Genomic DNA, 21,606 nt, shown 5'->3' on the forward strand with positions numbered 1-21,606 from the left:
ATCTCAATTGCGCGGCATTCGTCAGCTCAGCTTCAAATCGGTACCTTGAGACTATCCGCCTGACTCTGATGCTGGTTTGAATGTGTCTAAGATCGCATATTACGGTTTGAGGAGAAAGAATGCGCGGCCGAACGAACCATTATGATGTTCGGCCGCGCAAGATACTTCCTCAAAACGCGGAAGTTTGATGGTTAGCCTTCAGAGCACGCTGAAGAGCATAGAGTTGAGCCGGTGGGCAGCATCAGTGCCGGTCCAGCCCCAAACCAACCGGTTGCCGAGATTCGTGATCACCGGTCCATCAATGCACGTTTCTCTCGAAGTCTGCTTGCTGCCCCAGGCTGTTCCATTGGCACTCGCAAGCACGTTGAGGAATCGGTTGCCTACTCCCTGCCAGGTCAGAAAGGCCCGGCCACCGCTCGCGTGCAGAGATGGCGTAGCTACTGTCGTCTCTCCCAGCGTGACTTTGTTGGTGAAGTTCACGCCGTTGGAGCTCTGCATCACATTCAACTGGTTGTTGCCAACCCCACGCCATGACAAGAGCAGACGATTCCCTAAAGTCGCCAGGCCGGGACCCGAGGTCGTGGTGTCTCCCAGCGTAACCTTGCCTCCCCAGTTCACACCGTTAGTGCTTCTCATGACATTCAACTGGTTATTGCCCACTCCGCGCCAGGCGATAAAGAGCTGATTACCCAGGACCGCCAGTGCCGGCGAAGAGAGTGACGTATCACCCAGAGTCACCTTGTTAGTCCAGGTTACCCCGTTGGTCGACTGCATCACGTTCAGCCGGTTGTTGCCCACTCCAATCCAGGCCACAACGAATCTGTTTTGGAAAACAGCGAGCGCCAGGGACACGGCCGAGATCTCATTCAAAGTAACCTTGCTACCGTAGTTCAGGCCGTTCGCCGAACTCATGAAGTTGAGCCGAAGATTTCCGGTGCCGGTCCAACCCAGCAGTACCATTTGATTCGCGCGCGTTGTCATCGCGGGGCCGTTGCTGCTCGTATCTCCGAGTATGGCCTTGCGGGGATAGAGTGAATTTATCGCCGCGACATCGCCGGCGCTCAAGCCAGTGCGCTGACCGATGGGCACATTGGGATCGGGACGAGGGGTGATCGTATCGACGTTCGGATTGATCGCGAAGGCGTTGCGGGGATAGTGCATGATCGACCCGTAATCATAACGGCCAATGTCGTCGCCATCGGTGATGTGCTGATTAAAGTTATGGGCCATGCCCGCCTGAATGTTGGCAAAGTTGATGGTGACGAAGTTGTCGCGATCTTCTCTGCTCTGTTCGTGCCACAGCCCCAGTGCGTGTCCGATTTCATGAATCGTGCTGCCGGTAGAGCACCCGGCGCCCAGGGTGATGAGCTGCTCGCCGCCCCGCATGCCCACTTGAGAGCTACAACCTCCGCCCGGGACGAACGTGACAAAGTTGGCTTCAGTTGTGCGCTGGCGGAACCTGATATTCGTGTTTGCCGTCCAGTGGTTAATTGCATCGGTGACTCGCTGTTGGTTGGGCAGGCTCGGATCGATGCGAAAGATCAGCACTCCGTCGGGCCAGCGAAATTGACTGCCGGTAATGACCACCGCCTCAACCGCGTCCGGCACCGGATTCTCGACCGATTTTTTAATGGCTGCCATTTCGGCAGCGCTGCCCAGAACAATGTCTCCTTCAAAGATCGCCTTACCTTCAGAGACCGCGTAATCGACTTTTTTCAGACCGAATGTCTCTCCGGAAATGTAACTGCTCTTCACATTGCTCGAAGCCAGGAACTCGCCAGAGACGCTGTATTTAACTGCGCCTTGAGTTTTCTTCTTAGACGCACTTTTCTTTGCAGCTTTCTTGGTGGAAGTAGTTTTCTTACTTTTCTTGGTTGCCATAGATTTCTCCTTTTCGGCGGTTTGAGTGCATGCGGAGCCCGGCCTCGCTGGAACGAGCCGTTGCTGCGTTCCGTGAAGCTGTCGGTTCACCCCCTTATCGTTCACCTTTAATGACCGCGTGCGACAAAGTATTTCAAACGGCGGTTATCACAACCGTCATCCCAAATGGACGGAGCGTTAGTGACCATCTAAGACAGTCCGCAAGCTGCCGGACCGAGACATCCGCCAGGGTCAGTGAGTAGCGTGTTTAGGATTTATTGTTGACTGGCAGGGCGGGGCGCGTAATTGGCGAGACTTCGCCAAAGTCTATCTCAGCGAACTCTTCTTGAGGAACAGACGGCTTGTCAGAAACGATTAGCCGCGGATTGACGCAGATTCACGCGGATAAAATCGAACACTTTTTCTATCTGCGGGTATCCGCGTTTATCCCGGCTGGTTATGCCGATGCGCCTCGCGCATCTTGCCACGGCGGCAGACTCTTCCGCGCAGGCTTTTCTTTCTTCAAACCCAGCGCCCAATCCGCCTGCATCAGCGTGTGAATGTCCCGCGTCCCTTCGTAGATGACCGCGGCCTTACAGTTTCGCAGGTAACGTTCAACGGGATAATCGTTCGAGTAGCCGTTCGCGCCGTGAACCTCGATCGCCATTGATGCGGCTTTCTCGCTGCGAATAGTGGCCTGCCACTTAGCCAGCGAAGTGGCACGGCCGCTCGGCAAGCCTTCATTTTTCTGCCAACCCGCGCGCATCCAAAGCAGCCGCGACATCTGGTAGTCAGCCTCCATGTCGGCGATCTTCTGTTTGACGAGTTGATGGTTAGCGATCTTCGTTCCGAACGTTTCGCGATCGTTGGCGTAAGCCACCGACGCATCACGCGATGCGCGAATCACGCCCGTCGCGCCGGCGGCGACGGTGTATCTTCCCTGCTCGAGGGCGAACATGGCGATCTTGAAACCTTCGCCTTCTTCACCCAGCCGATTTTCTTTCGGCACCCGCACGTCCTGCAATGAAAAATAGCCCGTGTTGCCGGCGCGAATGCCGAGCTTCCCGTGAATCGTTCCCGAGGTGAAGCCCTTCATGCCGCGTTCGATGATGAAGCAGGACATGCCTGAGTGATCGCGCTTGCGCCGCTTCTCTTCATCTGTCCAGCAGAAGAAAAGAAAGTTGTCGGCGAAACCGGCGAGGCTGATCCACATCTTCTCGCCGTTCAAAACGTATTCGTCGCCTTCGCGCCGGGCGGTGGAACGTGCGCCCACCACATCTGAGCCCGCGCCGGGTTCCGTCAGTCCGTAGGTAGCGATTTTTTCGCCTTTCGCCTGCGGCACGAGATATTTCTGCTTCTGCTCTTCAGTGCCCCAGGCGTAAAGCGTGAGGCAATTCAGGCCCGTGTGCACCGACATCGCGACGCGCAGAAAAGTGTCGACGGCTTCCAGCTCTTCACAGACCAGGCCGAGGGAAATGTAGTCGAATCCCGCGCCGCCATACTGTTCCGGAATACAAACGCCGAGCAGATTCAGCTCAGCCATCTTCTTGAAGATTTCGGGGTGCGCTTCCTGCTTCTCGTCCCACTCTTTGATGTAGGGCGCGACTTCTTTCTGCGCAAACTCGCGCACGGTTTGCACCAGCGCGTCGTGATCGTCGGTAAGTTGAAAGTCAATCATGGCGCGATACTTTAGCATAACGTTGGAGGATGAGACTTATGGGTCCCATATGTCCTATAAGACCTATAGGTCCCATCCCGTATCTACCTATCTGTGGAGATCTTTTCTTTCGCTGCTTCCTTCGCATCAGACAGATCAAGCACGCGCCCATCCAGCTGCATCTCGTAAACCGCTTTCGTGATTTCGCCAACGCGCGGCCCCGGTTGCATACCCATCTCAAGCAGATGCCGGCCCAGCAGAATCGGCGCCGGCGCGCCCTTCTGCAACTCAAGTTCGCGGACGCGTTCGATGAACCATTCCTGCGCTTCCGCGTCGAACCACTTTTCGCGCGGCACCCAGTCTGCGTTGCGGCCGAGCGAATCTGCTTTCGCCACTCGATAGAGCAAATCGAGATCGCATTTACGCGCCAGGCGGCGAAACGCGCCGACGCTTACTTCCAGGCGTCTCTTGAAGAACTCTCCCGGCTTCAGATGATCGCGGACAACCGCGATCACCTGTGCACGCACGTCATAGCCGTCGAGCGTGTGAAGGTTCAATCGATCGAGAAAGCCGATCGTCGGTGGGACGCCTTCCTCTTCATGTTCCCGCGAACGAATGCGACCGTCGATAAAAGCGGTGGTGGCGGGCTTGCCAAAATCATGGGCGAGCGCGGCCAGCATCACTGTCACTTGCTTCGCGTACGGCAAATCGTCAATTGACTCGCGCGCGCGGTCCACCGTGAGCAACGTGTGAATCCAGACGTCACCTTCCGGATGCCACTCGGGTTCCTGAGGGACATCGATCAGCGCTTTAAGTTCCGGAAACAATTGATCGACCGCGCCAAGTTCGCGCAGCCACTTCAATCCGGTCGAAGGCCTTTGCGCGCGCAGCAGAAGCTTTTCCATCTCTCCCCAGATGCGTTCGGCCGGCAAGTCAGAAAGATCAATTGAGCGGCTAAGCTCCACCGTTTGCGCGTCAAGTTCAAATTCGAAACGCGCCGCGAATTGGGCGGCACGAAGGACGCGCAGACTGTCCTCTGCGAACGTGTCGGGCGACACGGCGCGCAGTAACTTGCTGCTCAGATCATCGCGGCCATTGAAGGGATCGAGGATTTCCTGCGTCAGCGGATCTTGCAGGATCGAATTAATGGTGAAGTCGCGCCGCCGTGTTGCTTCTTCGATAGCCATCAACGGGTCGCCTTCAATAAAGAACCCGCGGTGGCCTCGCCCGGTCTTTCGTTCGCGACGCGGCACTGAAACATCCAGGTGCGCGCCCAGTTTGTAAACCGTGAACGCTTCCCCGACGACATTCACACTGCCGATTTGATCGAGCAGTTCACGCAGGCGCTCCGGGTGAATTCCATAAACTTCGAGGTCCCAATCCTTGGGACGTTGTCCCATCAGTTCATCGCGCACACAGCCACCGACGAGCAGCGCACGGCCGCCTTCAGCGCGCACCGCGCGAGCGATTTCGAGAACTTGAGACGGAATTTCCATTCGTTGAGTATAAAGGCGGGGCAACGCCCGCCTCTAAAGAGATTGTTCCCTCTCCCTCTGGGAGAGGGTTAGGGCGAGGGCATAGGACGTGTACACAGACCCTCATCCCCAACCCTTCTCCCAAAGGGAGAAGGGAGAGTTATTCGTCATCGATGACGACGTTCAGGCCGCGCGTGGAAGGGATGCAACTGATCACTTGTACGCGCTCAATCTTTCCTAATTCGGAACCGGCGGCGTGCCATAGCTTGACCCAGAATGTGCGCGTATCGCCGTGAATAGCGAACGTCGCTCCATCGTTCATTACGGCGATTGGTTCGGCAGTGGTTCCATCGCGCAGCTCTTCCAGCAACTCGGGAATGAACTGCTTGAGTTTTTCGAACTGAAGTATCACGGCGCTGTCGGCGACTTCGGCCGGCGGCAACTCGACCGGGTCACCGGATTCAAGCAGCAACCGCGATTCGGTCTGTTGGTTTCGTTTCTTGACGACGGGCATATTCAGCGAAGGGACGGGTGAAGATGCCGCCTTTCATCCTCCTCAATTTCAGCCTGAGACTTGGGGCGAATGCTGATGATGCCGGCGCCTTCGCGTTCATACTTTTCCTCTTCCTCAATGTCTCGGCCACCCTCTTTTCGCCAGGCGAGCAAACGCTTATTTAAAGGCGTCAGCGCAACTACCAATAACGGCATGAGCACCAGAAGCGCGACCACCGCTCCAATTCCGAACGGAACTCTAACGCCTGCGAATCTGAGCGCGAAGAGCACCCCGAACGCCAGGATTGAACATAATCCCGCAAGGGTTTTCTTTCTCATAAGGATCCAGCCTCCGGCACGCCAGCATTCTAGTTTGCTCACACTGAAAGCCGCAAACAGATATAATCCGCGCGCAAAACTCCATGAACGGCAATCTCTTCGCAGAAATCTTTAAGCCTGAGCGTGACGCGCACGTCGCGGTCATGTTTGAGCAGCGCGAAATCACGTACAGCGAACTACGCACACTTACCCTTGAGACGGCTGAGAAACTAAACGCTCTGGGTCTGCGCCGAGGCGAACGCGTAGCGATCCTGCTGAACGACTCTCCGGAATTTATCGCTTCTTTCGTCGCAGTTATCTCTCTCGGGGCTATCGCCGTGCCCATCAATATGGCGCTGCGAAAGAGCGAGCAGACGATCATTTTGAAGGATTGCGGCGCGCGCGTCGTCATTGTCGAGAATCAAGCGGCGCCGTCACTGTTTGGTGATGAGAACGAAACAGTCGATCTGAAACTGCTGGTCGTGACACGTGACGGCGAAACCGGCCTTTCCCCTTCAAACATTTTCGTTATGCGGTTCGACGACGCCGAACGGCGACCACTTCCCAACGACTTTTCCAGCAGTACGACGCCTGACGCAGATGCTTTCATTCTCTACACCTCCGGCAGTACCGGCGAACCGAAAGGCGCCGTGCACAGTCAATCCGACATCTTCTACACGAACGAAACGTTCTGCCAGGAGGTTTTGCAACTGCGCGAAGGCGACCGCTTGTTTTCGTCTTCACGTCTGCCGTTCGCGTACGGCCTGGGCAACGCGTTCACGTTTCCCCTCCTGAACGGATTCACGACGATCTTGTGTCGTGAGAAACCCACCCCGGAAGTTGTCTCGCGTATCTTCCGCGACTATCGGCCGACAATCTTCTTTGGGGTGCCGGTCGTGTATCGCATGCTGCTCGAACATCACCGAAGTGTTGCACTCATCGACTGCTCCAGCCTGCGCTTGTGTGTTTCGGCCGGCGAAGCTTTGCCAGCGCAACTGGGCGAAGACTGGCAGCGAACACTCGGCGTGGAAGTACTCGACGGCATCGGTTCGACGGAAATGCTGCACATGTTCATATCGAATCACGCCGGCGAAGCGCGCTACGGCAGCAGTGGGCGGCTCGTGAACGGCTACGACGCAAAACTGATCGATCATGACGGGGCGCCCGTGGCGCCCGGCGCGGAAGGAAATCTCTGGATCCGTGGCGCGAGCGCGGCGAGTCGATACTGGCAGCGGCCGGAAACTTCGGCGGATACGTTCGTCGAAGGCTGGGCGCGAACGGGAGATCTGTATCGTCAGGACGCGGATGGATTCTGGTGGCACATGGGCCGGAGCGATGACTGCTTCAAACCGACCGGCCAGTGGGTTTCACCCGTTGAAGTCGAAGGCGTACTTTTGAAGAGCGACCGGATTCGCGCGGCGGCCGTCGTTGAAGGGCTCGACAAAGACAACTTGTCATGTGTGTGCGCGTTCGTCGTGCGCGCGCACGAAGACGATGGTGATGAAGTAGTCGAGCAAGCGTTGCGCGCGTTGTGCGAATCCGCACTGCCAAGATTTAAACAGCCGCGGCGCTACATCTTTGTTTCAGAACTGCCTTACACTGCGACCGGAAAGGTGCAACGATTTAAATTGCGTGAGCAGCTTAGAAGTCCAATGTCCAAGGTCCAAAGTCCGACGTCGTGACTCTGAACGGCTTTGGACCTTAGACTTTGGACATTGGACTTTGAATTATGGAAAAAAGCATCCAGGAAACTTACGCGCCGAACATGGCGTGTTTCGGCTGTGGCCCCGCGAATGAGAAAGGTCTGCACATTCGCAGCTTTCCCGAGGGTGATGAAGTGGTCGCCACTTTCAACCCCGATACTTATCAGGAAGCCTTCCCCGGAATGTTGAGTGGCGGCATCATCGGTACCCTGCTGGACTGTCACTGCAACTGGACGGCGGCATACCACCTGATGAAGCAAGCCGGAATCGATCGTCCGCCGTGCACAGTGACTGCTGATTACACGATCACTTTGAAGCGGCCGACGCCGACAGACCAAGCGGTCGAATTAAAAGCGCGGGTGGTCGAATCAAAAGAAGATCGCGCAATAGTTGAAGGTGAGCTAATCGCGCACGGTAAGGTAACGGCTACTTGTCGGGGGACTTTCGTGGCGGTCAAGCCGGGTCATCCCGCATATCACAGGTGGTGATTATTGCACCTTGATCTCTCGCTTCTTACCTTCTCGATCAACCGCGACATAAATAACTTCCGCTTCGGTTACGCGAGCCTTCACGCCCGGGGATCCGTACCGCTCGGCTTCCACCACCACGCGGGTCGTGATTGAAGTATTGCCTACTTTGACTGTTTCCGAATAAAAACTCACGAGGTCGCCGACGAACACGGGTTGGTGAAAGATGACTTCGCGCATGGCCACGGTGACAAACCGCTCCATCCCCGTGCGCCGATGCGCTTCGATCGCGCCGGCCATGTCGATGTAACTGAGAATGACGCCACCGAAGATCGTGCCCTGCGAGTTCGTGTCGCGCGGCAGCATCGTGATGCGAATTGCGGGATCAGCGTTCATCGCACGATAGTAAAGCGTGAAGGCTGAATCGTAAATGGATGGTCGATAGGGTCCTGGCTCTGTGGGGCTCTGTGGAACTCTGTGTCTCTGTGGTGAATTTGTCTTTAAGAACTACCACCCCCAAGACACCGGGAACCACAGAGGCGCACCGAGAAAAGCTTCCCAGGACGCTACTCGTCAGGATCTTCGACCGGCGGCAGATCGCTGTTCGCGGGCCCGCAGAAGACGGTGCCGAATCGATCGTAACGCGAGCCGTGACATGGGCAGTCCCAGGTCTTCTCGCATTGGTTCCACGCCACCACACAACCGAGATGCACGCAGATAGCTGACATCCGATGTGCTGTGCCCTCATCGTCTCGATAGACGGCCACTTTGCTTAGGCCGCTGCGCAGGACCGCGCCGTCGCCGTTGGCAATCTCATCCTCTGAATCGACTTCGCCGGACGTAACCAGATCCGTGTACTGCGCCATCACGTTCAGGTTTTCCGCTGCGAAGTCTTTCGCCGCGCTCAAAGTCTTGCGTGAAGGATCATAAAGTTCGGCCCAGGGATTCTCGCGCTCCATAATCAGATCGGTGATGAGCATTCCCGCAATCGTGCCGTGGGTCATGCCCATGCCCGAATCGCCGGTGGCGATAAACACGTTGTCGGAATCGAGCGGATTGCGGCCGATAAAAGCAAGACAATCAAACGGCTCCATCACCTGGCCCGACCAGCGGAACTCAATCTCTTCAGCCATCGGAAAGCGATTGCGCGTCCACTGCTCGAGCTTGCCCCACCGCTGGGCGCAGTCGGACTGTTGGCCTGTTTTGTGATCCTCGCCGCCCACAACCAGCACGTCGTGATCCCCACCTGAGGTGACGCGAATGTAGTGATACGCATCCCATAGATCAGGCGGAGCGTCCCAAAGCAGAATCGGCGGCACCGAGCCCTTCGGGATGCGCGCGCCGATCACGTACGTGGTGTACGGAGCTTGTTTCGTATGAATTGCGAAGCGATCGTTCACGGGCGTGTTCGTGGCCACCACGACGACACGGCATTTGATTTCGTGGCCGTTGCTGGTGGTGACGTGTGCGTCGTCGCCGCCTTCGACTTCATCCGCGTGCGTACCGGTGTACACCTTGCCCCCGTCGCGTTCAATCGCGCGCACCAATCCGTTCAAGTAAAGCAAAGGATGAAATTCGGCTTGCCGCGGAAAGTGTAAACACGGCCCCGTGTCCCAAAACTCAAGCGGCGCTCGTTCCAGACGCCGAACTTCAGTAAGTCCCGCTCGATGCGCCGCGGGCAGCTCGTCTTCCAGGACTTTTACGCGACCATTTGTCGGCAGAAACAAATACCCATCGGTCCGCTGGAACTCGCACTCGATCTTTTCGTTGTTGACGATGGCCTCGACCTGATCGATGGCCGCGGTGTGACTCTGCGCCGCCAGCCGCGCTCCTTCTTCACCGAACAGTCGCTCCAATTCAAAGTAGCGATCGTCGAGCGCGTTCGAGAGGTGCGCCGTGGTGCGCGAAGTCATCCCACCGCCGATGGGTCCATCGTCCAACACGACGACCGACTTCCCTTCCTGCGCCACCAGGTACGCGGTGGTTAATCCCGCGATCCCGGCGCCGATCACCACGACGTCAGCGCTCGTGTCTTTGGTCAGCGGCTTTTGCGTCTGGGTGCCGGCAGTGGCGACCCAAACTGAGGTGGTGATTCCGTCAGCGAGATGCTCTTTAGCTTCTGTAGTTGTGGCCATAACCCGCTAAACAGAGGCGAAGGACATGCCAGCGGCGCACAGCGTGGGTTTCCGTGATTCGGGGCACAGACAGATGAGTACTCAATCTCGGCTGTCTCGAATTACAACATCAGATTTGGGCGCGAGTTAATTCGGTACGGCGAGACGACGAAGGTTAATCAAACCAAAAGTATTTCCAATGTGGGCTTGAGGCATCGTAAGCGGCATTCCATCCTTGCCGCGCCTTCAGCTCTGCCGATGGCCCGGTAAGAATCCAGGCGGTGTGACTCATCATAAGATGCTCGTCACGCTGGTTGTACATCGCAATCTCCCTGATACCGAAATCGAAAAGGAAGGTGGGCTGCTCAAAGAACAAATTGTATGCGTCACCATGAGGCGCGTAATGGAACTGATCGATGCCGACAATAGACGGGTGATAGTCCCTGTTAACGGCTTGCAAAAACTTCGGATAATGTCCATGCCGCGCCCGAAACGCCTCGATGTCATTCCTCAGTTCCGCGCTCTGCGCGATTGCATAGTTGCGGCTGAACTCTCGGGCGGGAGCCGCCAGCGCTAATTGAAAGACGAACACGATGGCAGGTATGAAAACCAGATAGAGCGGCGCCGGATTGAAGTGTTTAGCTTCCGCTTTTTTCAACGACTTTAATCCGGGTGCGAGTCTCGCGCCGATGTAAACCCACAGGGCGACTGTCAAAAGACTCAGTGGCAGACTGATACCCATGAACGCGCCGAAAGAAATCGCCAGTGCGATAATCGAAGCCGCAACCACAGCAGCGAGCGCGAAATGGTAACCGCGCGCTTTCGTCGCGAGACTTCTCTTTGCGCGCGCCCGCTTCCGCAATTCGTAGGCTAGCCACAAACCTCCAACCGGAACGAGCAACAGTCCGGCGATTCCAAAGATCTGAGCCATCCCCGATAGCGGCATCGCGAGGGCGTCATACTTTCCGGGGAGGAAAGGATAGAACGTGCAAAGGACCAGTAGAGTTATTACTCCGGCTATTCGGACAGCATGTAAAGTCATTTCGTCAGCTCCGCAGTTTCATCGGTAAAGCGGCCGTCCTTCGAGAGCATCCTTCGGGTCCATAATTCTTGGTTCGCGAAAATGTCCGGGGTGCGGACTCTTGCGCCCGACTACTTTCCACGAAATTGTGACCTCATCATTTGGCACCAGTTTCTCAACGCGAAACAAAGTAAAGAGGTCGGATTGAGAATCTTTCGATCGCAGCACGTAGATGTGTCCCGGGACGACTCTGGTCACCCGACCCTTCGATGATTGTTCGAAAGTTTCGTTCTTAGCCGGCCATCTGATCCCCAGATTCAACTCAGGGTTGGGCGGTAGGTCAGGAACTTCAAACGGGTCAGACCATTTCAACTCACCTAAATCTTTGATTCGGCTGCGATCGTCTGTAACCATGGTCACGCTGAACCAATCACAGTCTCCATTCCAGCAAATACTGCCGTACAGCAGCTCATAGTTATTGCCTGTATTGCGCGGCCCGCGATCACTTCTTAAGCCGTGGTTAAAACTAAAAGCGGATTTTCCATACCCTTGAACTTTATGTTTCGAGCGGGAAAAGAGCGTTACGGTCTTCGGTTTAGCGCTGCGCCAGCTTTCACCGGAACTCGACCCAGGTTGTGCCGAATGGGTAATGACGGTAAGGACAAGAATCAACGGTAGGCCGAGGTATCTCAATTTCACTTCTAAGACCTCCCAGGTTTGGGAACCTCACGGCTAAGAAGTTGGCGCTGCGACGCAAGGTTAAGCGCGGATGAAGGATGAACGTAGTCTCGCGTCTACGCTCATCCTCTATCCTTACGCATTCCCTGGCGCGGCTCGCGTCTACAGTCCGCGATACAGCAACGACAGCGCTTCCATTCTCGCTGACTGCCCGCCGGTGAACTGATACATGCACGGGTCTTCGCTGTAGTCCATGAAGTTCTCGATTGGATCGAGACCGGGTTTCGGACAGGTATCGCGCCCAAACGGACATCCGAATGCCGGTGAACGCTCTGACGGCGTGTCAGCGACAAAGTCGTTGAAGTTTGCCGCGCAGCCACCCTGGAAAGTGTGGAACAATCCGAGCCAATGCCCGACTTCATGTGTGCCGGTGTCACCCTGGTTGTAAGCGCGCGGCGCACAACAGTCGCCGCCGGGCAGGCTCGAGTAAAGAACCACGACGCCATCCTGCGTGGGATCGCCTGCATACCAGAACGGGAAAGTGGCCCAGCCCAGATACACACCGCCGGCGTTGTTCACATAAAAGTTCAGCACGTTCGCGCCGGGAACGTGCAACGCTGTCTTCATCTCGCGTTCTTCTTCCGAGCCGATCGCCGAGTTAAACCATTCTTCGTTCGTCACTCGATCGACGCCGGCGAGCTCAAACCGAAATGGCGTGTTAGCGGCGGTAGATACGGCCGCCGGATCGGCGCCGGCATAAGCCGCATTTAGCACGCTAATTTGATCGCGCAACCATTTGATCGGCACGTCGCCATTCTCGATGCCGCTGCCTTTGTTAACGACGTGATAGTAAACCGGAATCGTGACTGAGCCGGATTTGCGAATCTGTCCCGGCGAGCGCTTCGAATTGAATTTGCTCAGCGCCTGTTCGTATTGCGCCGCGGTCGTTTCATCAATATGTCGCGTGGCACAGCGGTCGCGCGAATTTTTTGCTAAGGCCGCGGTACCGATGGTCGCGGTCGCGTTGCTTCGCGTTAGCATTGTCGAACCGCACACCGCTGCCAAAACAAAGCCGGCCAACCCAACCAATATCCTGTTTCTTGTCATGTACGCCCTCCTGGGTCTAAAGCTGACGTTAAAGCCGAGCCGGTAAAATCGGGACGGGAACCGGCGACTGTTTGAAAGAGGAGGAAACTTTATGGCAGGCGTCTGATGCTGTCAACGGTTGGCGATCAAGAGCTAAACTTGACTCGCGCGACCGCCAAAGTTAGATTGCGTTCGTACTTCTAATCCGCTCTCCGAAATACTCTGAACCCATGAAAAAGAAAATTGTTCTACTGATAAGTTTGCTTTGTGCGTGTAGTTCGATCGCCGTTGCCCAACGCAGCCTCGCGCCCGAAGTCGTGGTGAGAAACCTATACGCCGCGCAAAAAAGTCGCAAGACCGATCCGTTCTTTCAAACGAAAAGCCGCGCACGTCTGGATAAGTTCTTCGCTAAAGAATTGGCTGATTTGATTTGGAATGACGCCGTTTCGTCAGCGCGGACCAATGAAGTAGGCCAGCTCGGCGGCGATCCGCTTTACAACGCGCAGGACATGAAAATTACGGGCTTCAGAATTAAGCGGCCAATGGTGGGTGAAGGAAACCTCGATCTCGTCGAGGTACCGGTGACGTTCAAGAACTTCGGCAAAGAGCAGACGATCCTGTTTCGCCTGGAACGCGACAAGCGCCGCGTATGGAGGATCACAGAGATCTTCTATCCCGGCAACGAAGACTACGCGTCATCGCTGACGAAGATCCTCACAACTCACTGAAGCGCCGAACAAAGTATTGAGGTTGATGTAAACGAAAGACCGAATCCTTCGCAGGTGGGCCGAAGAGCCCACATTGTAATAGCCCCGACCGCTAGGTCGGGGTTCTGGTGTGGATAAATGATCACAAGGTCCGAAGGACCGCAATGATAATGCCGGCCCTTCAGGCCTCGTTGTCTAAAGGGATGTGTTACTCCGACCTAACGGTCGGGGCTGGTACATCCCGGCCCTTCGGGCCATGTGGACTTCCGCGCTACTTCGCTGGAATCGTCAATTGCTGACCGATCTGGATCTTGTCCGGATCGCGCAGTTGTTCGCGATTGGCGTAGTAGATGCGCATGTACTCGTTCGCATCGCCGTAAAACTCTTTGCTTATCTTCGAAAGAGTGTCACCGGATTTGACCGTGTAACTCGATCCGCCGCTGCCTGAGCCGCCGCCGGCCGCCGCGCCCATCGCTTTTGCGTCCACCGAAATGTCCGCCGTGATGTCGTCCATACTCGGATTGGCGAGCTTAATCTGGTCCCAGATCTTGTTCTTCGCATCCTCGGACGGGGCCGTGGCGCGAATGTATAGTTTGTCATCCTGCACATGCAGATTCTGAAACTGGATCTGTTGCTGATCCGCGGCATTCAGCACTGACTGATATTTCTGTTTCAGCGTATTAAAGCGCTGCTCACTGTTCGGTTGTTGTTGAGCCTGTCCTGCTCCACTTCCGAACATCTTGTCAAAAATCCCCATGATTAAGTACCTCCGTAAAGTTTCCTTAAAAAGGAGCAATGCTTATGCCGCTGTGAAATTAGGTTGGGAACTCCGGTGTCCGGTCCGCCGTACAGCTAACGAACCCAGCCGGCCCCGATAGTTCTCCGGCTCGTCCTGTTTTAGAGAGGTGAACGATGATTTCTGCACAGCGCACCGGCCGCACGATCGGCTTTCTGCTACTACTTCATTTGATAACCGGCCTGATGACGCCCTATATGCTGCTTCAGCAACTGTCGAGGCCGCTGACTTTTTCTGCAATTCAGTCGGTAAACAGTTTTCAAGTCAGACTTGCGATCATGATGTTGTTTGTCGGTGGCGCCGTGCCGATATTTATCGCGATCACCGGGATGCCCGTGTTTCGAAAGTTCAGTTATGCGCTGGCGTTATGGCTGTTCGGGTTGGCAATCGTTAACTTCGCGCTCCAGGGCGGGGAGATCGCCGGCTATATGTCTTTGTTCACTTTCAGCCAAAACTACGCGAGTGCCAACGCCGCGGATCTCGCTGTGCACGAGCTTGTCGGCGCGACGGTACGCTCGGCGTGGAAGTGGATTCACTACACGCATCTGCTGATCATGGTCGGTTGGATGTTTTCTCTCGGCCTAATGCTCTGGAAGTCCGGACTCGTTCCGCGAGTTCTCGCCGGCTTGTTGCTGATCACAACCGTGCTTCAGATTACCGGCATCACGTTGCCGCAGTTTCTCGCTTATCCCAGTCCCAACTTAATGCTGATGGGAATGCCGCTCGGCTTCATTTATCTCGCGCTCTCCGTTTGGTTGATGATTAAGGGATTCAGCACGAGAGACAACGAGGCAGCACAATGACTACAGCCGTCGAATCAACGATCGTGAAGGACACAATTCTCAACCGCCTTTTGCCGCGGCGTATCGACAACGGGTATCAGGGAAGCAAGATCGCGCTTTGGATTCTCGGGCTCCTGATAGCGGTGCGGACAATGCAAAGCGTCATGCTCCTCGTCAACGGCCGCTCGATCGTGCAATCCGCGGACGGTGTTCCGCTCGATACTTATCCGGCGGCAGCCGCGCAAACGATCCTGGCGCTCTTCGCGCTGTCGGCCATCAGCCGGTTTGTAATCTCGTTGATATGCGTCGTGGTGTTGGTGCGCTATCGGCGCGCCGTGCCTTTGATGTTCGTTCTGCTTCTGGTGACTTACGCCGCCGGTCAACTGGTTGGCCGCGTCATACCCATCGTCAGAGTCGGCCAGCCGCCGGCCGCCGTGATGAACCTGACGCTGCTGGGGCTCACGATTATTGGTTTGGTTTTGTCGCTGTGGAAACGGCGGAAAGTTAATCGCGCGGGTTCAACACTGAAAATGACCTAGCAGTCGGCGCGCGACTAATTAATTTTGCCACCGGCGCTTTGGGTGAAGTTTCACCGAATTGCGTTGTCATGATCCATAGGCATTCTCTAAAACTCCTGGCTCAACTGGCTAACCAATCTTGCAGAGGTCTCCCGAAGCTACGATGCCTCCGGCATCTGGTGGGCCAATTTCTTTTCGCCCCGCCGCTTCGCTGGCGTAGAGCCACTTAAGAAATGGCGGGGCGACAAGTGTAGTCGCGACCGCCATGAACAGGACCACCCCGTAGAGCTCTGCTCCGATCACCGCCAGACTCAGCCCGATCTGAGCGACGATAATTCCCACTTCACCGCGTGGCACCATTCCCATACCAACTTGTGCCGCTCGTCTGGTACCGAGGTTGATCGCGCCCATGCCACAACCTAACAACTTCGTGGCAATCGCCACCAAAGTGACTAAAACGCAAAGAGCGATGACCGACCACGAACGAAAGACGTCAAGCCTGAGCTGCATTCCAATATTGACCAGAAAGAACGGCACGAGAAATTCAGTTACGCCGTTCATGTGCCGGTGCATCTTCGAATCGTTTTCAGCCGCTTCAGCCAGGGCCATACCGGCAAGAAAAGCTCCAATGATCGCTGCAACTCCGATGTAGGCGGCGGCGACCGATAGCCCGAGACACAACACGAGTCCGAAAATAAAAATTCCATGCCCGGTTCGCATCCGCGCAACTTGGGGTACAAGGCGCGTAACGACCGGGGCGCCAACCAGCGCGATAAACATCGTGAACCCGATTGCCAGACCGGCAGTTGTCAGAATCTCGAAGTAATTGATGGTGCCTGCGGCCATGCTTGAGACAATCGCCAGTACCAGGAGTCCAAGTATGTCGTCAATGACCGCGGCACCGAGAATAATGCGCGCGGTGGGAGCGTCGAGTAGGCCCATCCCCGAAAGAACGCGCGCGGTAATTCCGACAGAGGTTGCGACCATTGCTGTGCCGACGAACAGAGCCTCAATGCTTGTACCTCCCCAAGCCTTCATCAGGAGCCATCCACCCAGAAACGGAGCTACGACGCCTAGCACGGCCACAATCGCCGCTTGCTTTCCAACTTTGAAGATGGCCGCCGGCTTGGTCTCAAGTCCTACAAGAAACAGGAGGAAGATGACGCCAATCTCAGCAAGTAGACTTGTAATCTCTGAGGGAGCCGCCCAACCGAGTAGGCTCGGGCCGATGATAACTCCTGCCAGAATCTCTCCCGCCACCGCCGGCTGTCGAAGACGCTCAAACAGCTCACCCAGTAGCTTAGCCGCAACAAGCATGATGAAGAGAGTGAGAAGAACTCTCGTTTCGCCTCCCGTTGCGAGCGCTAAAAAATGATTCATCTTGTTCTCAGTCCTTCTGGTCCTAAACTTTGGATGTGCGGGCGCACGTAAGCTGGGCACTCACCGCAGCCAAGACTTTATGACTGCGGCAAGCGTCAGCTTCTGCGTTCGATGCGATTCTGGTTCTGGATTCTACCTGCTTTACCGCTCGCGACCAGAATCGGGCGCTTTAATCGTGGTCTGCTCTCTGTGTTTTTCGCCGCGCTTGCCGCCGAAAACTACCAGCCAGAAAATGAACGCGATTGTTATGACTGAAATTACTATCCCGATTACAGTATTACTCATAATCACTCCTCCGTGCGCCTGACCCAGGTCAGACGCGGTTATGCCTGAATGGACGCCACTCCGCTCGCGCAATTATTGTTGGCGAGCAGATCCAAAACACCTTAATGGCAATGAGTTTTTGGACTAAAGAGGTGGAGCGCGCCCCGGAGGTTGTAACGCTAAGGCACAGACATAAAGCTGAACTGCTGAATTGAATTCCGCGAAAACTCTCGTGTCATTTGAAGCGATGGAACCTGTTTTGAGCGTTCCCGCAAACGGTTGGGAATGAAGCTGCTTAGCTTCACGCTTTTGGGAGTAAGTAGTTATCGGTACACGTACACTCTGGTTGTCAGATCGTGATCGCGACCGTGACAACTGTTCCTGATCAATTGTCTTCTGAGCGTCAGTCTGGTGATCAGCAACGAGCGGTAAGGGGAGAAAACTCAGTCCGACGTTGTTTGAGGCACAAAACGCGAAGAGCGTGACCACACAAAGAACGACACGAAGACAAAACATCCTCGAGGTGGGCGCTGATCCAATCATCGCTGCTTGGAAAATGTTACCAGAATTCGATGCTTGCGCCCAACGCGAGCAGTGTCAATGGATTATCGACAAACCGCCTCGAGCATGTTTCTTCGAAACTCGTCGGTCACGTGAATTTTTTAGGACGGCAGTTTTGTTGATCTTCAGCGGATGTTCGAGCGCAATCGCCGCGTAGCCCAGGACAAATATCGCGATGAGAATCGCTTCCACGATTGCGGCAGTATAGATGTTGACAAAGGTTGGAGTAAGTAGCGGCTAACCGCTGACATATTAAGCGATTCAGCGCGTCATGCCACACGCTTGCTTGCTTCGCGCCCAGCCGAATGATCGCAAGAGCGCAAATAGAGCAAAGACCGCCAGTCCGTGGATCGGTTGCGGATCAGCCGTAGGCGGATGCTGATACCGTTCGAGGATGTCGCTGTCGTACCTGCCCGTGTACTCGCACTTCACGCATTGGACCTTGTAAGTGGCACGCAGATGGGCGCGGCCTTCAGAGAGATCCGGGAAAAGGATCTGGCGCGTCTTGCACTCAGTGCACTCGAACAGGATGTACCATTCACCGGGAACAAGTGTGCGCATTTAAGTTCACCTCGTGTGTGACCTGAAGCATTCTATACGCCACATCAAGACCTCAGCAATACCTATTTTCCGTCACGTACTGGCGCACTTTGAACTCTTTCATTCACACCGCGGCTTTAGCCCGGTGGCGAACTGCGGCCGTGCAATGGAAATCGTTTAAACGGTTTCCCCACGCCATCGCCAACCTGATCGCCGCGCTAAAGCGACGGCGAGAATTAGAGATTCTCTCAAAACTGAACCAGTACTTTCTCCCCCGGGCCCGTCTCATCACATTTGAAGGCTCCCACAACCGGCCAGCTTCGGCGTTTCTCAGGCGGAAGGGCTACTGACAGGCGCTGCATGTGGCAAGCCACATTGGCGCAGTCGCGTCGATAATCGAGAATCGCGACATACCAAATGTTTACTCAACCCAATCCGCAAAGGAACTGCCGATGATCAAACGTATCGCTGCTATCACATTCATTTTCCTGTGCACCGCATTCGCGTGGGCGATTCTGGGAGCGACCATTTTCCAGCGCACTTACGATTCCGACAGCCAGTCAGGAAGTCGCGTTGAATCGACCTGGGGCGCACCACAAAATCAGACGCCGCCCACCGCCAGTTTCGAAGAGTTACTGCCGAAAAAAACGATCAAGACGGAGAACGGTAAAACGGTTGAGACGGTCGTTCAGGAAAAATTCACCAGAGAGTTGCCGCTCGAAAGCAGCCGCTTGAACGCGGATTTGAATTTAGAGCATCGGCAGAAAGGGTTGCTCTGGTACAGCACGTACAAAGTTGGCTTTGCCGGCACTTACACCTTTCGTAACACCAGCGAGAAAGAACGGGACGTTACTTTCGCTCTGCATTTTCCAACGGCACAGGCAATCTATGACGATTTGGTTTTCACGGTTGACGGCGCGCCGCTGCCTCTGAAGAACGAGAAGAACAGCGCCAGCAGCACGCTGAAGATCGCGCCCGGCAAAGTTGCGACCCTGAAAGTCGGCTACAAGTCGCAGGGCCTGAACCACTGGTCCTACAGCCTGGCGCATGGAGGCGAATCGTCGAACGATGTCGCGCGTGTACGTGACTTCTCGTTAAAGATGACGACGAACTTCAAAGACATCGATTTCCCGAACAACACTTTGTCGCCGTCGATTAAGCGCGAGAGTGGGAGCGGTTGGGAACTGGATTGGAACTACACGAACCTGGTCTCGGGTTATCAAATCGCGATGACCATGCCTGAGAAGCTTCAGCCCGGTCCGCTGGCTGGTCGCATCAGTTTCTTTGCGCCCGTGTCGCTCTTCTTCTTTTTCTTCCTGATGCTAATCATCACGACGCTGCGTGGTATTGAGGTGCATCCGATGAACTACTTCTTCCTGGCCGCGGCGTTCTTCTCGTTTCACCTGTTGCTGGCATACCTGGTCGATCACATTTCGATTCATCTCGCGTTTGCGATCAGCTCAGCCGTCTCGATCTTTCTGGTCATCTCGTATCTGCGACTGGTGGTGGGCCTTCGCTTCGCGATGCGCGAGGCGGCGCTGGCGCAATTCATCTACTTGGTCGCGTTCTCGTACGCTTTCTTCCTGAAAGGCTTTACCGGACTCGCCATCACAATCGGTTCGATCCTGACGCTGTTCGTGGTGATGCAGGCAACCGGAAGGATTCGCTGGAAAGAGCGCTTCGCGCCGCAGCCGCCGCCGGAATCCTTTGCGCCGCGGACGCCGGTGTCATCGGTGCAGGCGGTGTAATCAAGAGTGTTAACTCACGGGATAAATTAGATTCGGCAACCCGAAGGGTTGCAAGACAGTAGCCGGGGGTCGTAGCGAAGCGTAGACCCCCGGAAAGCGTCGGCGTAGAATTCGCACCCTGAAAGGGTGCGAGACGAGTTCTGTGACCCTTTCAGGGTCAGAATCATGGACACTTAATCCGGGGGTATCGCGCTGCGCGCTCAACCCCCGGCTACTCTCTTTCAGCCCTTTGGGCTGACCGGCTTTGCCTCACCCTACGTCCGCCCGAGAAAGCCCGAAAATCCGGCCAAAAACTCCGATTAAGCACGCCAGAGGCGTGCGTACCGTGCCTGACACATTTCGCCTTGATCTGTCGCTATCTGGATTAAGAGGTGAGAGAGATCATGGAACGCAGGAAACAGTTCATTCAAATGGCACTTGTCGTTTTGGCTGTGGCAGGTGCGATTCTTTCGGTCGGCTACACCGTGCGCAAAGATCGCGCACACGCGCCGATGGCGGGCGTAAAGTTCGCCCGCACGCCGGAGCGCTTGGAGCGCGGACGTTACATCGTCGAATCCACCGCGCATTGTTTTCAATGTCACTCGGACGTTGACTACTCGAAGCCGGGCGCGCAACCGAAACCCGGCCAGAAAGGCGCCGGCGCCGTGTTCGCTGAAGACGGCATGGAGTGGCTGGTCGCGCCGAACATCACACCGGATGTTGAGACAGGCGCAGGCTCATGGACGGATGAACAGTTAGCACGCGCGATTCGCGAAGGCATCGGCCACGACGGCCGGCGTTTGTTCCCGGTGATGCCTTACATGAATTTCCGAAACATGTCGGATGAGGACCTGGCTTCGGTAATCACCTACATTCGCTCGATCGAACCAGTGCGCAACAAGCTGCCAAAGACGCAAATACCCGAACCTTTGAAAGCTGCGCTGCCGCCGCATGAACCGATCACTTCACAGGTGTCGGCGCATCATGCCTACAATCAAGTGGCGCGCGGTCGTTACATGGCAACGTTAGGCAACTGTGTTACCTGTCACACGCCGATGAACCAAAACGGACAGCCCATGATGGAGATGGCCTTTGCCGGTGGGTTCCATTTGAAAGGATCGTGGGGTGACATCTACAGCGCCAACATTACGCCTGACCCAACAGGTATTTCGTACTACGACGAAGCGCTGTTCATCCGGACAATGCGCACGGGCCACGTCGGCGCGCGCAAACTGAATTACGTGATGCCGACCGGCTACTTCAAGAACATGACGGATGATGACCTGAAAGCGATTTTCGCTTACCTGCGCACCCTCCGTCCGGTGAAGCATCGCCTGGACAATACGGAAGAAGCGACGTTGTGCCCGCTCGACGGTCAAAAACATGGATTCGGAGACCGGAACCACAAGGCGGAATAAGGAAGTAATGAGTAATGAGTGACAAAGCGTGGCGCGTGGGGC

Annotated in this window: 21 protein-coding genes; 7 read left to right on the forward strand and 14 right to left on the reverse strand. The window is 55.6% G+C overall.

The features are described from left to right. Window positions 1-198 precede the first annotated feature (198 nt). The 5 genes from VFX97_08095 to VFX97_08115 form a co-directional block, all read right to left on the reverse strand. Window positions 199-1,881, reverse strand: a complete 1,683-nt coding sequence (locus tag VFX97_08095; GenBank protein ID HEX5703144.1) for a M12 family metallopeptidase — start codon at window positions 1,879-1,881, stop codon at window positions 199-201. 436 nt (window positions 1,882-2,317) lie between these two features. Further along, on the reverse strand, window positions 2,318-3,556 hold the full coding sequence (locus VFX97_08100) for an acyl-CoA dehydrogenase family protein (protein HEX5703145.1): 1,239 nt from the start codon (window positions 3,554-3,556) through the stop codon (window positions 2,318-2,320). A gap of 65 nt (window positions 3,557-3,621) precedes the next feature. Continuing rightward, window positions 3,622-5,013: a hypothetical protein gene (locus VFX97_08105; GenBank protein ID HEX5703146.1), complete on the reverse strand. Its 1,392-nt coding sequence runs from the start codon at window positions 5,011-5,013 to the stop codon at window positions 3,622-3,624. Between the two features lie 139 nt (window positions 5,014-5,152). Continuing rightward, window positions 5,153-5,506 (reverse strand): hypothetical protein, encoded by a 354-nt coding sequence (locus VFX97_08110; GenBank protein HEX5703147.1) that lies wholly within the window; start codon window positions 5,504-5,506, stop codon window positions 5,153-5,155. Between the two features lie 2 nt (window positions 5,507-5,508). Beyond that, window positions 5,509-5,823: a hypothetical protein gene (locus VFX97_08115; protein HEX5703148.1), complete on the reverse strand. Its 315-nt coding sequence runs from the start codon at window positions 5,821-5,823 to the stop codon at window positions 5,509-5,511. Between the two features lie 83 nt (window positions 5,824-5,906). On the opposite strand from VFX97_08115, the gene VFX97_08120 reads away from it, so the two are divergent. Beyond that, complete coding sequence (locus VFX97_08120; GenBank protein ID HEX5703149.1) at window positions 5,907-7,484, forward strand: benzoate-CoA ligase family protein; 1,578 nt, start codon at window positions 5,907-5,909, stop codon at window positions 7,482-7,484. 47 nt (window positions 7,485-7,531) lie between these two features. Continuing rightward, window positions 7,532-7,993 (forward strand): PaaI family thioesterase, encoded by a 462-nt coding sequence (locus VFX97_08125; GenBank protein ID HEX5703150.1) that lies wholly within the window; start codon window positions 7,532-7,534, stop codon window positions 7,991-7,993. On the opposite strand, the gene VFX97_08130 is transcribed toward VFX97_08125, so the two are convergent. The 5 genes from VFX97_08130 to VFX97_08150 form a co-directional block, all read right to left on the reverse strand. Next, window positions 7,994-8,368 carry a hotdog domain-containing protein gene (locus VFX97_08130; GenBank protein ID HEX5703151.1) on the reverse strand — a complete coding sequence of 125 codons (375 nt, stop codon included), beginning with the start codon at window positions 8,366-8,368 and terminating at the stop codon, window positions 7,994-7,996. Window positions 8,369-8,538: 170 nt separating this feature from the next. Then, window positions 8,539-10,107 (reverse strand): FAD-dependent oxidoreductase, encoded by a 1,569-nt coding sequence (locus VFX97_08135; protein HEX5703152.1) that lies wholly within the window; start codon window positions 10,105-10,107, stop codon window positions 8,539-8,541. A gap of 154 nt (window positions 10,108-10,261) precedes the next feature. After that, window positions 10,262-11,128, reverse strand: coding sequence for a hypothetical protein (locus VFX97_08140; GenBank protein ID HEX5703153.1), 867 nt, complete (start codon window positions 11,126-11,128; stop codon window positions 10,262-10,264). 18 nt (window positions 11,129-11,146) lie between these two features. After that, complete coding sequence (locus VFX97_08145; GenBank protein ID HEX5703154.1) at window positions 11,147-11,527, reverse strand: hypothetical protein; 381 nt, start codon at window positions 11,525-11,527, stop codon at window positions 11,147-11,149. 420 nt (window positions 11,528-11,947) lie between these two features. Beyond that, window positions 11,948-12,892 carry a zinc metalloprotease gene (locus VFX97_08150; protein ID HEX5703155.1) on the reverse strand — a complete coding sequence of 315 codons (945 nt, stop codon included), beginning with the start codon at window positions 12,890-12,892 and terminating at the stop codon, window positions 11,948-11,950. Between the two features lie 209 nt (window positions 12,893-13,101). Here VFX97_08150 and VFX97_08155 point away from each other — a divergent pair, with 209 nt between their 5' ends. Beyond that, a complete protein-coding gene (locus tag VFX97_08155; protein ID HEX5703156.1) occupies window positions 13,102-13,599 on the forward strand; it encodes a hypothetical protein in 498 nt (165 codons plus the stop codon). 250 nt (window positions 13,600-13,849) lie between these two features. Here the strand turns inward: VFX97_08155 and VFX97_08160 are convergent, their stop codons facing one another. Beyond that, entirely contained in the window at window positions 13,850-14,335 is a 486-nt protein-coding gene (locus VFX97_08160) for a LysM peptidoglycan-binding domain-containing protein (protein ID HEX5703157.1), read from the reverse strand. 155 nt (window positions 14,336-14,490) lie between these two features. Between VFX97_08160 and VFX97_08165 the strand changes: the two genes are divergently transcribed. Together VFX97_08165 and VFX97_08170 are read left to right on the forward strand one after the other, a co-directional pair. Next, entirely contained in the window at window positions 14,491-15,177 is a 687-nt protein-coding gene (locus tag VFX97_08165) for a DUF4386 domain-containing protein (GenBank protein HEX5703158.1), read from the forward strand. Then, window positions 15,174-15,695 (forward strand): hypothetical protein, encoded by a 522-nt coding sequence (locus VFX97_08170; GenBank protein ID HEX5703159.1) that lies wholly within the window; start codon window positions 15,174-15,176, stop codon window positions 15,693-15,695. Before VFX97_08165 ends, VFX97_08170 begins: the two co-directional genes overlap by 4 nt. Window positions 15,696-15,803: 108 nt before the next feature. On the opposite strand, the gene VFX97_08175 is transcribed toward VFX97_08170, so the two are convergent. From VFX97_08175 to VFX97_08185, 3 genes are all read right to left on the reverse strand, one after another. Next, a complete protein-coding gene (locus VFX97_08175; protein HEX5703160.1) occupies window positions 15,804-17,054 on the reverse strand; it encodes a cation:proton antiporter in 1,251 nt (416 codons plus the stop codon). A gap of 141 nt (window positions 17,055-17,195) precedes the next feature. Next, window positions 17,196-17,339, reverse strand: a complete 144-nt coding sequence (locus tag VFX97_08180; protein ID HEX5703161.1) for a hypothetical protein — start codon at window positions 17,337-17,339, stop codon at window positions 17,196-17,198. Window positions 17,340-18,140: 801 nt separating this feature from the next. After that, window positions 18,141-18,440 (reverse strand): hypothetical protein, encoded by a 300-nt coding sequence (locus VFX97_08185; protein ID HEX5703162.1) that lies wholly within the window; start codon window positions 18,438-18,440, stop codon window positions 18,141-18,143. Between the two features lie 341 nt (window positions 18,441-18,781). Here VFX97_08185 and VFX97_08190 point away from each other — a divergent pair, with 341 nt between their 5' ends. Next, complete coding sequence (locus VFX97_08190; protein ID HEX5703163.1) at window positions 18,782-20,167, forward strand: inner membrane CreD family protein; 1,386 nt, start codon at window positions 18,782-18,784, stop codon at window positions 20,165-20,167. Between the two features lie 383 nt (window positions 20,168-20,550). Then, a complete protein-coding gene (locus VFX97_08195; GenBank protein HEX5703164.1) occupies window positions 20,551-21,564 on the forward strand; it encodes a c-type cytochrome in 1,014 nt (337 codons plus the stop codon). Window positions 21,565-21,606 lie beyond the last annotated feature (42 nt).

This window comes from Pyrinomonadaceae bacterium (assembly GCA_036277115.1).
Classification (GTDB): Bacteria; Acidobacteriota; Blastocatellia; order Pyrinomonadales; family Pyrinomonadaceae; genus UBA11740.

Bases quoted from the DNA above. Each gene is read 5' to 3' on its own strand.
- VFX97_08140 (HEX5703153.1), bottom strand. From the start codon at position 11,128: ATGACTTTACATGCTGTCCGAATAGCCGGAGTAATAACTCTACTGGTC.
- VFX97_08100 (HEX5703145.1), bottom strand. From the start codon at position 3,556: ATGCTAAAGTATCGCGCCATGATTGACTTTCAACTTACCGACGATCAC.
- VFX97_08115 (HEX5703148.1), bottom strand. From the start codon at position 5,823: ATGAGAAAGAAAACCCTTGCGGGATTATGTTCAATCCTGGCGTTCGGG.
- VFX97_08150 (HEX5703155.1), bottom strand. From the start codon at position 12,892: ATGACAAGAAACAGGATATTGGTTGGGTTGGCCGGCTTTGTTTTGGCA.
- VFX97_08165 (HEX5703158.1), top strand. From the start codon at position 14,491: ATGATTTCTGCACAGCGCACCGGCCGCACGATCGGCTTTCTGCTACTA.
- VFX97_08185 (HEX5703162.1), bottom strand. From the start codon at position 18,440: ATGCGCACACTTGTTCCCGGTGAATGGTACATCCTGTTCGAGTGCACT.
- VFX97_08105 (HEX5703146.1), bottom strand. From the start codon at position 5,013: ATGGAAATTCCGTCTCAAGTTCTCGAAATCGCTCGCGCGGTGCGCGCT.
- VFX97_08160 (HEX5703157.1), bottom strand. From the start codon at position 14,335: ATGGGGATTTTTGACAAGATGTTCGGAAGTGGAGCAGGACAGGCTCAA.
- VFX97_08130 (HEX5703151.1), bottom strand. From the start codon at position 8,368: ATGAACGCTGATCCCGCAATTCGCATCACGATGCTGCCGCGCGACACG.
- VFX97_08135 (HEX5703152.1), bottom strand. From the start codon at position 10,107: ATGGCCACAACTACAGAAGCTAAAGAGCATCTCGCTGACGGAATCACC.
- VFX97_08195 (HEX5703164.1), top strand. From the start codon at position 20,551: ATGGAACGCAGGAAACAGTTCATTCAAATGGCACTTGTCGTTTTGGCT.
- VFX97_08125 (HEX5703150.1), top strand. From the start codon at position 7,532: ATGGAAAAAAGCATCCAGGAAACTTACGCGCCGAACATGGCGTGTTTC.
- VFX97_08110 (HEX5703147.1), bottom strand. From the start codon at position 5,506: ATGCCCGTCGTCAAGAAACGAAACCAACAGACCGAATCGCGGTTGCTG.
- VFX97_08170 (HEX5703159.1), top strand. From the start codon at position 15,174: ATGACTACAGCCGTCGAATCAACGATCGTGAAGGACACAATTCTCAAC.
- VFX97_08155 (HEX5703156.1), top strand. From the start codon at position 13,102: ATGAAAAAGAAAATTGTTCTACTGATAAGTTTGCTTTGTGCGTGTAGT.
- VFX97_08095 (HEX5703144.1), bottom strand. From the start codon at position 1,881: ATGGCAACCAAGAAAAGTAAGAAAACTACTTCCACCAAGAAAGCTGCA.
- VFX97_08175 (HEX5703160.1), bottom strand. From the start codon at position 17,054: ATGAATCATTTTTTAGCGCTCGCAACGGGAGGCGAAACGAGAGTTCTT.
- VFX97_08180 (HEX5703161.1), bottom strand. From the start codon at position 17,339: ATGAGTAATACTGTAATCGGGATAGTAATTTCAGTCATAACAATCGCG.
- VFX97_08120 (HEX5703149.1), top strand. From the start codon at position 5,907: ATGAACGGCAATCTCTTCGCAGAAATCTTTAAGCCTGAGCGTGACGCG.